This is a genomic window from Franconibacter pulveris, assembly GCF_056780215.1.
This window is the reverse complement of record NZ_CM165555.1, coordinates 3479916-3493439: the sequence shown is the minus strand read 5'-3', so window position 1 is coordinate 3493439 and position 13524 is coordinate 3479916. Positions and strand designations below refer to the sequence as shown.

The following is a 13524-nucleotide window of genomic DNA, read 5'->3' as shown; positions in this document are numbered from 1 at the left end:
GCTTTTTTATAACATGGGTTCAGGCGTTCGCCTTCAGCCAGTTCATTACCACGTCATGGTGATTGCTGGTTTTGAAATCATCGAACACCTTTTCCACTTCGCCGTTAGCGTTAATTAAAAAGCTGATGCGATGAATGCCGTCATAGGTTTTGCCCATAAAGGACTTTTCGCCCCAGACGCCGAACGCTTCGCTGACCTGATGATCTTCATCGGAGAGCAGCGTGAAGTTCAGCAGCTCTTTCTCCGCGAAGCGGGAGAGCTTTTCTGGTTTGTCGGTGCTGACGCCCAAAACTTCAACGCCCGCTTTTTTCAACTCGTCCATGTTGTCGCGCAGCCCGCAAGCCTGCACGGTGCAACCCGGCGTCATGGCTTTCGGATAAAAATAGACCAGTACACGCTGTCCCTGGAAGTCGGCCAAATTTACTTGTTCACCGTCCTGATCGGGCAAGCTAAATTTCGGTGCGATATCACCGGCTTTCAGTGGATTCATCACTACACTCCATCCTGTTCATCTTGCTGTGGGTAATTCACCACGCTAATAGTGCCTTGCGCATTTAGTTCTGTACATAGGTCGCGAAAGGCTTGTTCGATAATTGTCGCATCCTGTGATGCCGGGCTGTGAGCGGTAATCTGAATATAGAGCTGCGCGGCGTTATCCTCCACTGCCGGCTGCGTGCGCGACACCAGTTCGGCGATATTCATATTATGGGCGTCGAACAGCGCCGTGAAACGTTCAATCAGATGCGGCGAATCCGCCACTTCGACTTGCACCCAGACCGAGGCGGGCATCGGCGCGCGGGCCTGCGCGGCGGTGCGCTTCATCACAATCAGCAGTTCAAGCTCGGCGCCCTTGAGCGGCAGCGTGGATTCAATCAGGGTTATCGCGTTCCAGCTGCCGGAAAGCAGCATGATGAAAGTGAACTCTTCACCCAACATCGCCAGACGGCTGTCTTCAATATTACAGCCGCAGCTGCTGACGTGACGAGTGATGGTATTGACGATACCAGGACGGTCCGCGCCCAGCGCCGTGATGACCAGATAATGCTGTGATGAGGGTTCCAAACGGGTTATTCCTGTGAAGCGGTGAAGTAAACTCTAGGAAAGCATAAAAAAAACCGCCATACAACCGCGTAGCCCGGCATGGCCGCTTGCTTTTATTACGACTCCAAACGTACCATTGTGACACTTGTTTGTGGAGAGGATGGCCAATGTTCACGGGAAGTATTGTCGCGCTTATCACACCGATGGATGACAAAGGTAATGTCTGCCGGTCGAGCCTGAAAAAACTGATTGATTACCATGTCGCCAGCGGAACGTCGGCGATCGTTTCGGTAGGGACTACCGGTGAATCCGCAACGCTGAGTCATGATGAGCATGGCGACGTAGTGATGATGACGCTTGAGCTGGCGGACGGGCGTATTCCTGTTATCGCCGGAACCGGCGCAAACGCCACTTCCGAAGCCATCAGCCTTACCCAGCGTTTCAACGACAGCGGCGTCGTGGGCTGTCTGACCGTCACGCCCTACTACAACCGCCCGACGCAGGAAGGGCTGTTCCAGCATTTTAAAGCTATCGCTGAACATACCGATTTGCCGCAAATCCTCTACAATGTACCGTCCCGTACCGGTTGCGATATGCTGCCGGAAACCGTAGGCCGCCTGTCGAAAGTTAAAAATATTGTCGGCATTAAAGAAGCGACAGGGAACTTAACGCGAGTTAACCAGATCAAAGAGCTGGTTGCAGATGAGTTCATTCTGCTGAGCGGCGATGACGCCAGCGCGCTGGATTTCATGCAGCTTGGCGGGCATGGCGTCATTTCCGTTACCGCAAACGTGGCGGCGCGCGAAATGGCGGAAGTCTGCAAACTTGCCGCTCAGGGGCAGTTTAAAGAGGCGCATCGCGTTAACCAGCGCCTGATGCCGCTGCACTATAAATTATTTGTCGAACCCAATCCGATCCCGGTGAAATGGGCCTGTAAGGAGTTGGGACTTGTGGCGACCGATACGCTTCGCCTGCCAATGACGCCTATCACCGACGCAGGTCGTGAAGCTGTCAGCCAGGCGCTTAAGCATGCCGGTTTGCTGTAAAGTTTAGGGAGATTTGATGGCTTACTCAGTACAGAAGTCGCACGTGGCGAAAGTGGTTACCGTTTCACTGGTGATGCTGCTTGCCGCCTGTAGTTCCGATTCACGTTACAAGCGTCAGGTCAGCGGCGACGAGTCTTATCTCGACGCCGCGCCGCTGGCGGAACTGCACGCCCCGGCCGGGATGATTTTACCGGTACAGAACGGCGACTATAACATCCCCGTGACCAACGGCAGCGGCCCGGTCGGCAAAGCGCTGGACATTCGTCCGCCCGCTCAGCCGCTGGCGCTGGTAAATGGCGGTCGCACCCAGTTTACGGGCGACACGTCTACACTGCTGCTTGAAAGCGGCCGCAACGGCTCGCTCTGGCCGCAGGTTGTCAGCGTGGTGCAGGCGAACAACTACACCATCACCAAACGTGACGATGCAGGCCAGACGCTGACTACCGACTGGGTACAGTGGAACCGTGCGGATGAAGACGAGCAGTATCGCGGACGCTATCAAATCACCGTACAGCCGCAGGGCTACCAGCAGGCGCTGGTGGTGAAACTGCTGAATCTGGAGCAGAGCGGTAAACCGGTAGGCGACGCGGCCTCCATGCAGCGCTACAGCGCCGAGATGCTGAACGCTATCTCCGCGGGGCTGGATAAGAACTTAACCGCGCGTCAGAACGCCGCTGACAACCGCAACGCGTCGCAAATCGACGTGCAGAGCGGCGCAGACGATGTTGGTCTGCCGGTGCTGGTGGTGCGCGCGCCGTTTAACGTCGTCTGGAATCGCCTGCCGGCCACCCTTGAAAAAGTGGGCATGAAAGTGACGGACTCCACTCGCTCTCAGGGCAGCCTGGCGGTGACGTACAAACCGCTCTCTGACAGCGACTGGCAAGAACTGGGCGCACGCGACCCGGGCCTGCCTGGCGGCGACTACAAGCTGCAGGTCGGCGATCTGGATAACCGCAGCAGCCTGCAATTTATCGACCCGAAAGGGCATACGCTGACGCAGGCGCAAAACGATGCGCTGGTGGCCGTATTCCAGGCCGCATTCAGCAAATAATCGCAGGGCCGGAAGATTCCGGCCCTTTTTTATTCCCTCTACGCAAACGTGTGCGTAGAATTGGGCGCAACCTTTTTTGTGTTAAATCATCAGGCCGCCCGGGCGGTCATCCCTACCTGGAGTAATAAAGATGCAAAAGCAAGCTGAGTTGTATCGTGGCAAAGCGAAAACCGTATACAGCACGGAAAATCCGGACCTGTTGGTGCTCGAATTCCGCAATGATACGTCAGCAGGAGACGGCGCGCGTATTGAACAGTTTGATCGCAAGGGCATGGTGAATAACAAGTTCAACCACTTCATCATGACCAAACTGGCGGATGCGGGCATCCCGACTCAGATGGAGCGCCTGCTCTCTGATACCGAATCGCTGGTGAAAAAGCTGGAGATGGTGCCGGTCGAGTGCGTGATCCGCAACCGCGCCGCCGGTTCGCTGGTAAAGCGTCTCGGTATTGAAGAAGGCATCGAACTCACTCCGCCGCTGTTCGACCTCTTTTTGAAAAACGACGCCATGCATGACCCGATGGTTAACGAGTCTTACTGCGAAACGTTCGGCTGGGTGAGCAAAGAGAACCTGGCGCGCATGAAAGAGCTGACTTACAAAGCGAATGATGTGCTGAAAAAACTGTTCGACGATGCCGGGCTGATTCTGGTCGACTTCAAGCTGGAATTCGGACTTTATAAAGGCGAAGTGGTATTGGGCGATGAGTTCTCCCCCGATGGCGCGCGCCTGTGGGATAAAGAAACGATGGACAAAATGGACAAAGACCGTTTTCGTCAGAGCCTCGGCGGGCTTATCGAAGCTTACGAAGAAGTCGCACGCCGTCTTGGCGTTAAATTAGACTAACCGGGCAATCGTTTCCCTCGCTGCCGGGGCGCCAACCTCTTCGTCCCGGCGCACTGCCTCCGCTTTCTTATGGTAATCCTCCCATTAACCACCTACGATCTCCTTATTACTCGATTGGTAGCAAGGAGAAAGCTATGCGTTGGCAGGGTCGTCGCGAAAGCGACAATGTAGAAGACAGAAGAAACCAGCCTGGCGGTCCGATGATGGGCGGCGGCGGGTTTCGTTTGCCGGGCGGCAAAGGCGGCATTGTTCTGTTGATTATTGTGATGGTGGCGGGCTATTACGGCGTGGATCTGACGTCGCTGCTTACCGGCGGTCAGCCGCTCACGCAGCAAACCCAGACCCGCTCTATCAGCCCGGATGAGGATGAAGCGGCGAAATTCACTTCCGTTATTCTCGCCACAACGGAGGATACCTGGGGCCAGCTGTTCGAGCAGATGGGCCACAGCTATCAGCAGCCTAAGCTTGTGATGTACCGCGGCGCCACGCGTACCGGCTGCGGCACGGGACAGTCCGTCATGGGCCCCTTTTACTGCCCGGCGGACAGCACGGTCTATATCGACCTCTCTTTCTATGACGAAATGAAAACCAAGCTCGGCGCGGACGGCGATTTCGCCCAGGGGTATGTTATTGCGCATGAAGTAGGCCATCACGTACAGAAGCTGCTGGGCATTGAGCCAAAAGTGCGTCAGATGCAGCAGAACGCTTCGCAAACTGAAGTGAACCATCTCTCCGTGCGTATGGAACTGCAGGCGGACTGCTTTGCAGGCGTCTGGGGACATAATATGCAGCAACAGGGCGTGCTGGAAACAGGCGATATCCAGGAAGCGCTGAACGCCGCCCAGGCGATTGGCGACGACCGTCTGCAGCAGCAAAGCCAGGGGCGCGTCGTGCCGGACAGCTTTACCCATGGCACTTCCGAACAACGCTACAGCTGGTTCAAACGCGGCTTCGACAGCGGCGATCCGAAGCAGTGCAATACCTTTGGCAAAAGCCTTTAATCTTCGCAGCTAACCGCAAGGTCGCCCTATGAAGCCCCTGATCCACGCCGCCGCCGAGATGGCAGAAAGCGGTATTCGTCGTCTTTTAGTGATAAGCGGCGAAAACGTCTGGTGCGAAGAGCAGGCCGTAACGCTTGCCCGCACTCTGCCCGGAGACTGGCTGTGGGTCGGCAACGCTCCCGGCCTGCCGGTCAACTGCGCGCCTTCCGCGGTGCGCACGCTTTTGGGTCAGGAGTTTCTTCATGCGGTGTTTGACGCGCGAAGCGGTCTTGACGCCGAAGCGCTGGCGGTACTGGCAGGCACGCTGAAGGCGGGAAGCTGGCTGGTGTTGCTCACGCCAGACTGGACGGCATGGCCTGAACAGGCGGACAGCGACGCCGCACGCTGGAGCGACAGCCCTCAGCCCATCGCCACGCCGCATTTTATTCACCACCTCCAGAGAAGCATGCAAAGCGATGCGGAGGTAGTGCGCTGGCGTCAGGATCAGCGCTTCGAACTGAAACCTTTTCCCTTACGCCCACGCTGGCAAGCCGCCAGCGGCGCTCCGCAGCAGGAGCAGGAGAAGATACTGGCGGAGCTGCTCGGCATGGCGCCCGGCGTGGCGGTCGTTACCGCGCCGCGCGGGCGAGGCAAATCGGCGCTGGCGGGCATGCTGCTGGCGCGTCTTGAAGGCTCCGGGCTGGTGACGGCGCCCTCCCGCGCGGCGACGGACGTTATCGCCGCGCATGCCAACGAGGCGTTTGAGTTTGTGGCGCCCGACGCGCTTCTTGCTGCGCTGCCTTCGCTTCATGCCGACTGGCTTATTATTGACGAAGCGGCCGCGCTGCCGGGGCCGGTGCTAAGAAAGCTGATTCACCGTTTTCCCCGCGTTCTGCTCACGACCACCATTCAGGGCTACGAAGGCACCGGACGCGGTTTCTTGCTAAAGTTCTGCGCCTCGGTGCCGCAGTTGCGCCAGTATTCGTTAAGCGCCCCGATCCGTTGGGCGATGGGCGATCCGCTTGAGCGCTTTATCGCCAGCGCCCTGTTATTTGACGATGAAGATTTTAGCGATGCGCCGCAGGGGGAAATCCACTTCAGCGTGGTGGAACAAACGGCCTGGGACCAGCAGCCTGAGCGGGCGGCTGGGCTTTATCGCTTGCTTTCGGGCGCGCATTACCGCACCTCGCCGCTGGATTTACGCCGCATGATGGATGCGCCGGGGCAGCGTTTTATTGCCGCTGCGACGGCGGAAAAAACCGTAGGCGCGCTGTGGCTGGTGGAGGAGGGGGGGTTAGGCGACGCGCTGAGCCAGGCCGTCTGGGCCGGTTTTCGCCGCCCGCGCGGCAATCTGGTCGCGCAGTCGCTCGCCGCGCACGGCGGCGATCCGCTGGCGGCGACGCTGAAAGGCTGGCGCGTTAGCCGCATTGCGGTGCACCCGGCTCGTCAGCGCGAAGGAGCGGGTCAGGCGCTGGTGGCGTTTGCGCGTCGACATCTGCCCGCCTGCGACTACCTCTCCGTCAGTTTTGGCTATACGCCGGAGCTGTGGCGTTTCTGGCAAGCGTGCGGCTTTACGCTGGTGCGTTTCGGCAGTCACCGTGAAGCCAGCAGCGGTTGTTACACGGCGATGGCGTTATTCCCGCTTACCTCTGAAGGTGAATCGCTCACCCGTCTTGCGCACCAGCGGTTACAACGCGATGCCGGGTGGCTGCAACCCTGGGTGGAGGAAGCGCTGCCTGTTAGTGGTAAAGCGTCTACCCTTAATGAGAGTGACTGGCGGGAGCTGGCGGGTTTTGCCTGGGCTCATCGTCCGCTGGAAACGTCTGTTGGTAGCCTGCACCGTTTGCTGCTCGCCAGTTCTTTGCCGTTGCTGGCGTTGCGGGGACGGCTGGAAAAGCGTCTGGCGCTAAACGTGTTGTGTCGCCAGCTGCGGCTTTCCGGACGCAAAGCGCTACTGGCGGTTCAGCGTCGGGAAGCGGCAATGGCGCTCGCTTCTCTGGATGCGGCTCGCGCGCAGGCGCTAAAAGAGTGGGTTTTGCAACTGCAATTTTTCCACTAACTCATTCAGTTAAATGGCATGGTCATTATCTCTGGCAGGCGTAGACTGCCTTCTGTTAACTAAGGAGACCGCCATGAAACCCGAACATTATATTGTGCAAAGTCCTGTCGCTCCGGCAAAACAGCTGCTGTTGCTGTTTCATGGCGTGGGCGATAACCCGGTCTCTATGGGCGAGATTGGCAGCTACTTCGCGCCGCTTTTCCCCGAAGCGCTGGTCGTCAGCATTGGCGGTCCTTCCGCAAGCGGCCCTGCGCCGGGACGGGAGTGGTTTTCGGTTCAGGATGTTACTGAAGAAAACCGCCAGCAGCGGGTTGATGCCGTGATGCCGACTTTTCTGAGCGTGGTGCGTTACTGGCAAGAGCATAGCGGCGTTGACCCCAGCGCCACGGCGCTGATTGGCTTTTCGCAGGGCGCCATCATGGCGCTGGAAGGCATCAAGGCGCAGCCGGGACTGGCCGCCAGAGTTATTGCCTTCAATGGCCGCTTTGCCGAGCTTCCCGAGGAGGCGACCACCGCCACCACCGTGCACCTTATTCACGGCGAAGAGGACCCGGTAATTGACCCCCGCCACGCTCAGGCCGCCGAAGAGGCGCTGATTCGCGCGGGCGGCGATGTAACGCTGGACATTGTCGAAGACCTGGGACACGCCATCGATAACCGCAGCATGCAGCTGGCGCTCGATCATCTGCGTTATACGGTGCCGAAGCACTACTTCGACGAAGCGCTGAGCGGCGGCAAACCGAAAGATGACGATATTATCGAAATGTTGTGAAATCGGAGCGCGGCAGTAATAAAAAAGGCAAGCCATCAGGCTTGCCTTTTAACGGTATCGGGCTTGCGAGTTATTTCTTTTTCGGCCAGTCGTCGTCATCGTCCCACTTGTCGTTGAAATCGCGATGCGGCGGGAGTTCCGGGCGGTTATCCATAAACTTTTTATGGTCCACCCGCTTTAAATCTTTAATGACGTTCAGCAGGACGCCGAGCAGAAAAACCAGCACCAGCACCCACCAGTATTTAGAAAGCCATTCCATGCGCCTGTCCTCTTTGCCGGAGCGCTTGTCAGGCGACAAGCTGCTCCATCACGCGTTGATACATACGAGCCAGCAGTTGCAGATCCGACGCCTTCACGCATTCGTTAATTTTATGAATGGTGGCGTTGACCGGACCGAGTTCGACCACCTGCGCGCCCATGCGGGCGATAAAGCGTCCGTCGGAAGTGCCGCCTGTGGTCAGCAACTGCGGTTTGATTTCATTATAGTGGTGAACGGCGTTTACCACCGCATCCACCAGCTTGCCGCGGTCCGTTAAGAACGGCTGTCCGGAGAGCCACCAGTCGAGGGTATAGCGCAGCTGGTATCTGTCCAGCAGCGCCTGTACGCGTTGCTGAATAATTTCCGCCGTCACCTGAGTGCTGAAGCGGAAGTTAAACTGCACAAACAGGTCGCCCGGGATAACGTTGTTGCTGCCGGTACCGGCCTGAATATTGGCGATTTGCATGCTGGTGGGCGGGAAGTACGCGTTGCCCTGATCCCATTCGATAGCGACCAGCTCGTTCAGCATCGGCGCGGCGCGGTGCACCGGGTTATCCGCCAGATGAGGGTAGGCGACATGTCCCTGTACGCCATGTACGGTCAGGTTGCAGGTAAGCGACCCGCGACGGCCGTTTTTTACTACGTCGCCAACCACTTCGCTGCTGGAAGGTTCGCCAACGAGGCAGTAATCCAGCCGTTCATTGCGCGCCATCAGCGTTTCCACCACCTTGACGGTGCCGTTAACCGCGCTTGCTTCTTCGTCAGAGGTGATTAAAAACGCCAGCCGACCGCGGTGATGTGGATACTGCGCGACAAAACGCTCCGCCGCCACCACCATTGCCGCAAGCGAGCCTTTCATATCGGCCGCGCCGCGACCGAACAGCATGCCGTCGCGAATGGTGGGTTCAAAAGGCGGATTGATCCAGCGATCGGCGTCGCCTGCCGGCACGACGTCTGTATGCCCGGCGAACGCCAGCGTCTCGCCTTTGCCACGCCACGCCCAGAAATTCTGCGTGTCACCGAAGTCCATGCGCTCTACCGTAAAACCGATGGCGCGCAGACGTTCGATAAGCAGCGCCTGGCAGCCTGCGTCATCAGGACTCAGGGAGGGACAACGAATAAGCTGCTGCGTCAGCTCAATTACCGGGCAAGACATATTACTGGACCTCATTGAAATACTGCTGATAAGTGGATTCGCTGAAACCCAGCAGCATAGGCTTACCAGGCGTGCAGAGCAATGGTCGTTTGATAATTGCCGGCATCTCCAGCATCAGTTCGACGGCGGAATTCGCATCGGTAACCGCCGCGCGACGGGACTCATCAAGCTTGCGCCACGTTGTGCCGCGCGTATTCAGCAACGCTTCCCAGCCCAGTTCAGCGATGAAGGTATGCAGCAGTGCAGCCTCTATCCCGTCGGCGCGGTAATCATGAAAACGATAGTCAAGCTGGTGCGTTTCCAGCCAGCGGCGCGCTTTTTTAATGGTGTCACAGTTTTTTATGCCGTACATAATCGTCATGCATGAATCCTTTTGTCTTTATGAGCGTTACTTAAACAAATAATTAGAACAAAACGTAAAATAAACCATAGCAGGCTAAATATAACGTAATTCGGCCGAGGCCGTGTAACAAATATAACCAGCTTGATACAAATTGAATAAAACTTCGCCTTGTCAGTATTTCATCCTCTCACCAGACTTATTCAAGATGCCTTAAATTAAATTTAAGAATTGATCAGTTTGCTAATTAAATTTTTCACAGAAAATAAGGCAGATGAATATCAAACAGTTGTACGGCAAGCGTCTTCAGAATGCGATCCAGGTTTCATTTTTCTGACAGTTTTGCAGCGCAACCCCAGAGCAGGCAAAGGCTGCAACGTAGCAGGTAAATGTTTCTGAATATTGCTAAGCGTCACATTATGCCACAGCATTATTAGGCATATTAGGTTCATAACGGCGAATCATCAGGAGGAGTAATCAAAGCGATTGATTAAATTCTCTTCACACGCAGCGGCAAGTTTTGTAATATAGCAACAATAATAAGAGAGGTTGTTATGATTGAACATGAACTGGGGAACTGGAAAGACTTTATTGAAGCAATGCTTCGTAAATAATATCCAGTGAATGCAATAAGCACGTAAAATTAAAGAAAAAGAGTGGCGAGTCAATCTCCCGCGATAAAAACCGACAGAAAAGGCGACCTTAAAGGTCGCCTTTTTATTGGCTTACGCGTCGTGCGGCGGTCGTAGTGGAAAACGGCGACGGACCAGCACAAAGAATAACGGCACAAAGAAGATAGCCAGAACGGTGGCGGAAATCATCCCGCCCATCACGCCTGTACCTACCGCATGCTGGCTTGCCGAGCCCGCGCCGCTGCTGGTGGCCATCGGCAATACGCCGAAGATAAAAGCGAGCGACGTCATTAATATGGGGCGCAGACGCTGGCGGCACGCCTCAAGCGTGGCGCTGAGCAGATCCTGCCCTTTGCTGTTCATCTCATTGGCAAATTCCACAATCAGGATGGCGTTTTTGGCGGAAAGCCCGATTACCGTCAGCAGACCGACCTGGAAATAGACATCGTTTTCAAGCCCTCGCATCCAGGTGGCAAGCAGGGCGCCGATCACCCCGAGCGGCACGACCAGCATCACGGAGAAAGGCACCGACCAGCTCTCATACAGCGCTGCGAGACACAAAAATACCACCAGCAGCGAAATAGCATACAGAGCGGGCGCCTGCGCGCCGGAGAGGCGTTCCTGGTAAGACATTGCGGTCCATTCCAGGCCAAAGCCGCCTGGTAGTTGGCGCACGAGGTTTTCCATAATCGTCATGGCCGTACCGGTGCTAACGCCGGGCGCCGCTTCACCGACAATTTCCAGCGCCGAATAGCCATTGTAGCGCTCAAGGCGCGGCGAGCCCGTTTCCCAACGCGAGGTCGCGAAGGCCGAGAAGGGCACCATGCCGCCTTCGCTGTTGCGTACGTACCACTGATTAATATCGGACGGCAGCATGCGGAATTTGGCGGCCGACTGCACATAGACCTTTTTTACGCGGCCGCGATCCATAAAGTCATTCACATAGCTTGAACCCCAGGCGGTTTGCAGCGTGTCGTTAATATCGTCGATGGCGACGCCAAGCGCCTGCGCCTTGCGCTGGTCGATATCAATCTGCAACTGCGGGCTGTCGTCGAGGCCGTTGTGGCGCACGCGGGTCAGCTGCGGGTTTTTCCCGGCCATGTCGAGCAGCCGATCGCGGGCCTGCATCAGCGCGTCGTGACCCGCCCCGGCATGATCCTGCAGCTCCATATCAAAGCCCGCTGAACTGCCAAGGCCGCTAATGGCTGGCGGACTGTTCGCGAACACGCGCGCTTCGTTAATGCTGCGAAACGCTTTCGTCGCGCGCTCGATAATGGCATCGGCGCTGCCGGTATCCGGGTCGCGCGTGTCCCAGTCTTTCAGGCGGATAAACATGCGCGCCACGTTCTGCCCGTTGCCGCCAGGGCCGGAACCCACGGTGGCGAAGACCGAGGTCACGTTCTCTTTCTCCTGGGTAAAAAAGTAGTGTTCGACTTTTTGCACCACTTTCAGCGTCTGCTGCTGGGTGGAGCCGCTCGGCAACTGTACGGAGGTGATAAACATGCCGCGGTCTTCCTGCGGCAGGAACGAGGTGGGCAGGCGTAAAAAGAGCACCACCATGCCAACCAGCAGCAACCCGTAAATCACTACCCAGCGAAAGCTGCGATGAAGGATTTTCGCCACGCCTTTTTCGTAGCGGTCGGCGTTGCGGTTGAAGAGGCGGTTGAACCAGCCGAAAAAGCCGCGCTGGCCGTGATGTTCGCCCTTATGCAACGGTTTAAGAATCGTGGCGCAAAGGGCAGGGGTGAGGATCATCGCCACCAGCACCGAAAGCACCATCGCCGAGACGATGGTAATAGAGAACTGACGATAGATAGCGCCGGTGGTGCCGCCGAAGAAAGCCATGGGGATAAATACCGCCGAAAGCACCATAGCGATGCCGACCAGCGCCCCCTGAATCTGGCCCATCGATTTTCGCGTCGCTTCGCGCGGCGACAATCCCTCTTCGCTCATGATGCGCTCGACGTTTTCCACCACCACGATGGCGTCGTCCACCAGCAGACCTATCGCCAGCACCATGGCGAACATGGTGAGCGTGTTGATGCTGTAGCCGAACGAATAAAGCACCGCGAACGTGCCCATCAATACCACCGGCACGGCGATAGTGGGAATCAGCGTGGCGCGAAAATTCTGTAAAAAGAGGTACATCACCAGAAACACCAGCAGGATAGCTTCCAGCAGCGTTTTCACCACGTCGGTAATAGAAGCCTTAACGAACGAGGTGGTCTCATAGGCGACTTTGTATTCCAGCCCGTGCGGAAAATAGTTCGACAGCTCATCCAGCCGGTCAAGCACCCGCTCCGCCGTCGCCATTTCGTTGGCGCCCGACGCAAGCTTCACCCCCAGCCCTGACGCGGGATTGCCGTTATAGCGGCTAAGGTAGTCATATTTCTCAGCGCCCATCTCCACCGTCGCCACCTGGCCCAGCGTCACCGTTGAGCCATCCTGATTGACGCGCAGCGTAATATCGCGAAACTGCTCCGGCGTTTGCAGCAGCGACTGGGCGTTAATAGTGGCGTTAAGCGCCTGATTATCTACTGACGGCGTGCCGCCAAGCTGCCCGACGGCTATCTGGCTGTTCTGCGACTCTATCGCGCTGACCACGTCCTGCGTGGTGAGCTGAAAACTGGTGAGCTTGTTTGGGTCGAGCCAGATGCGCATTGAGTATTGCGATCCATAGGCGTCGATATCGCCGACGCCGTTTATGCGGCTTAGCGGATCCTGAATGTTGCTCGCCACATAGTCAGCGATATCCTGCTTATCCATACTGCCGTCGGTAGAGACGAAAGCGATGGTGAGGATGTTGGTGTCGCCTGTTTTACGCACCGTCACCCCCTGATTCTGCACCGCCTGCGGCAGTTTACGGAGCGCCGATTGCAGCTGGTTTTGCACCTGCTGCACCGCTTCATCCGGGTCGGTGCCTGCAAGAAAGCTCAGCGTCACGGTAACCTGACCCGTACTGCTGCTCTGCGATGACATATACATCAGGTTATCAAGGCCCGTCATGTTCTGCTCGATAACCTGGGTGACGGTGTTTTCCAGCGTCTGGGCGGATGCGCCGGGATAGTTAGCGGTAATGCGAACGTTAGGCGGCGCCAGCTCCGGATACTGCTCGACCGGTAAAGACATAATCGCCAGCGTGCCCGTAAGACAAAGCAGAATTGCCAGAACCCAGGCAAAAATGGGGCGATCGATAAAAAAATTCGCCATCAGAATCAGGACCTCTTAATACTTCGCATCGTTATTATTGGTAGCCGCAATCACTGTAGCGTTAAGCGACGGGTCAAACGTGGAGAAATTGAGGAGAAAGTGTAAATTATCATGCGGTTTTTGCAGGCTGTTGT

The 13524-nt window shown here is 56.7% G+C and carries 13 protein-coding genes; 7 read left to right on the top strand and 6 right to left on the bottom strand.

Annotated elements, in window-relative coordinates; genetic code table 11:
* Window positions 1-19: 19 nt before the first annotated feature.
* Window positions 20-490: a thioredoxin-dependent thiol peroxidase gene (bcp, locus tag ACU4F7_RS16500; protein WP_024558712.1), complete on the bottom strand. Its 471-nt coding sequence runs from the start codon at window positions 488-490 to the stop codon at window positions 20-22.
* 2 nt (window positions 491-492) lie between these two features.
* Entirely contained in the window at window positions 493-1062 is a 570-nt protein-coding gene (locus ACU4F7_RS16495; protein WP_024558711.1) for a glycine cleavage system transcriptional repressor, read from the bottom strand.
* 146 nt (window positions 1063-1208) lie between these two features.
* Here ACU4F7_RS16495 and dapA point away from each other — a divergent pair, with 146 nt between their 5' ends.
* The 6 genes from dapA to ypfH all read left to right on the top strand — a co-directional run bounded on the left by dapA (window position 1209) and on the right by ypfH (window position 7793).
* Window positions 1209-2087: a 4-hydroxy-tetrahydrodipicolinate synthase gene (gene dapA / locus ACU4F7_RS16490; RefSeq protein WP_024558710.1), complete on the top strand. Its 879-nt coding sequence runs from the start codon at window positions 1209-1211 to the stop codon at window positions 2085-2087.
* 16 nt (window positions 2088-2103) lie between these two features.
* Window positions 2104-3138, top strand: coding sequence for an outer membrane protein assembly factor BamC (gene bamC / locus ACU4F7_RS16485; RefSeq protein ID WP_481637372.1), 1035 nt, complete (start codon window positions 2104-2106; stop codon window positions 3136-3138).
* Between the two features lie 130 nt (window positions 3139-3268).
* Window positions 3269-3982, top strand: a complete 714-nt coding sequence (gene purC / locus ACU4F7_RS16480) for a phosphoribosylaminoimidazolesuccinocarboxamide synthase (RefSeq protein WP_024558708.1) — start codon at window positions 3269-3271, stop codon at window positions 3980-3982.
* A 134-nt stretch (window positions 3983-4116) separates the two neighbouring features.
* On the top strand, window positions 4117-4983 hold the full coding sequence (gene ypfJ / locus ACU4F7_RS16475) for a KPN_02809 family neutral zinc metallopeptidase (protein ID WP_024558707.1): 867 nt from the start codon (window positions 4117-4119) through the stop codon (window positions 4981-4983).
* Window positions 4984-5011: 28 nt separating this feature from the next.
* Window positions 5012-7021 carry a tRNA(Met) cytidine acetyltransferase TmcA gene (locus ACU4F7_RS16470; protein WP_481637371.1) on the top strand — a complete coding sequence of 670 codons (2010 nt, stop codon included), beginning with the start codon at window positions 5012-5014 and terminating at the stop codon, window positions 7019-7021.
* A 73-nt stretch (window positions 7022-7094) separates the two neighbouring features.
* A complete protein-coding gene (gene ypfH, locus ACU4F7_RS16465; RefSeq protein WP_029593580.1) occupies window positions 7095-7793 on the top strand; it encodes an esterase in 699 nt (232 codons plus the stop codon).
* Between the two features lie 70 nt (window positions 7794-7863).
* Here ypfH and ACU4F7_RS16460 read toward each other — a convergent pair whose 3' ends face one another.
* The 3 genes from ACU4F7_RS16460 to ACU4F7_RS16450 are packed head-to-tail and all read right to left on the bottom strand — an operon-like array spanning window position 7864 to window position 9569.
* Window positions 7864-8052: a YpfN family protein gene (locus tag ACU4F7_RS16460; RefSeq protein ID WP_024558704.1), complete on the bottom strand. Its 189-nt coding sequence runs from the start codon at window positions 8050-8052 to the stop codon at window positions 7864-7866.
* Between the two features lie 28 nt (window positions 8053-8080).
* Window positions 8081-9208, bottom strand: a complete 1128-nt coding sequence (gene dapE / locus ACU4F7_RS16455; protein ID WP_029593579.1) for a succinyl-diaminopimelate desuccinylase — start codon at window positions 9206-9208, stop codon at window positions 8081-8083.
* 1 nt (window position 9209) lies between these two features.
* Window positions 9210-9569, bottom strand: a complete 360-nt coding sequence (locus ACU4F7_RS16450) for an ArsC family reductase (RefSeq protein ID WP_029593578.1) — start codon at window positions 9567-9569, stop codon at window positions 9210-9212.
* 533 nt (window positions 9570-10102) lie between these two features.
* Between ACU4F7_RS16450 and ypfM the strand changes: the two genes are divergently transcribed.
* Window positions 10103-10162, top strand: coding sequence for a protein YpfM (gene ypfM, locus ACU4F7_RS16445; RefSeq protein WP_100207200.1), 60 nt, complete (start codon window positions 10103-10105; stop codon window positions 10160-10162).
* A gap of 111 nt (window positions 10163-10273) precedes the next feature.
* Here ypfM and acrD read toward each other — a convergent pair whose 3' ends face one another.
* Window positions 10274-13390 carry a multidrug efflux RND transporter permease AcrD gene (acrD, locus tag ACU4F7_RS16440; protein ID WP_029593577.1) on the bottom strand — a complete coding sequence of 1039 codons (3117 nt, stop codon included), beginning with the start codon at window positions 13388-13390 and terminating at the stop codon, window positions 10274-10276.
* Window positions 13391-13524: the final 134 nt, after the last annotated feature.

Excerpts from the sequence above, each read along its gene's own strand:
- dapA (WP_024558710.1), top strand. The coding sequence starts at position 1,209 with ATGTTCACGGGAAGTATTGTCGCGCTTATCACACCGATGGATGACAAA.
- dapE (WP_029593579.1), bottom strand. The coding sequence starts at position 9,208 with ATGTCTTGCCCGGTAATTGAGCTGACGCAGCAGCTTATTCGTTGTCCC.
- ACU4F7_RS16450 (WP_029593578.1), bottom strand. The coding sequence starts at position 9,569 with ATGACGATTATGTACGGCATAAAAAACTGTGACACCATTAAAAAAGCG.
- purC (WP_024558708.1), top strand. The coding sequence starts at position 3,269 with ATGCAAAAGCAAGCTGAGTTGTATCGTGGCAAAGCGAAAACCGTATAC.
- ACU4F7_RS16470 (WP_481637371.1), top strand. The coding sequence starts at position 5,012 with ATGAAGCCCCTGATCCACGCCGCCGCCGAGATGGCAGAAAGCGGTATT.
- acrD (WP_029593577.1), bottom strand. The coding sequence starts at position 13,390 with ATGGCGAATTTTTTTATCGATCGCCCCATTTTTGCCTGGGTTCTGGCA.
- ypfJ (WP_024558707.1), top strand. The coding sequence starts at position 4,117 with ATGCGTTGGCAGGGTCGTCGCGAAAGCGACAATGTAGAAGACAGAAGA.
- bamC (WP_481637372.1), top strand. The coding sequence starts at position 2,104 with ATGGCTTACTCAGTACAGAAGTCGCACGTGGCGAAAGTGGTTACCGTT.
- bcp (WP_024558712.1), bottom strand. The coding sequence starts at position 490 with ATGAATCCACTGAAAGCCGGTGATATCGCACCGAAATTTAGCTTGCCC.
- ypfH (WP_029593580.1), top strand. The coding sequence starts at position 7,095 with ATGAAACCCGAACATTATATTGTGCAAAGTCCTGTCGCTCCGGCAAAA.
- ACU4F7_RS16460 (WP_024558704.1), bottom strand. The coding sequence starts at position 8,052 with ATGGAATGGCTTTCTAAATACTGGTGGGTGCTGGTGCTGGTTTTTCTG.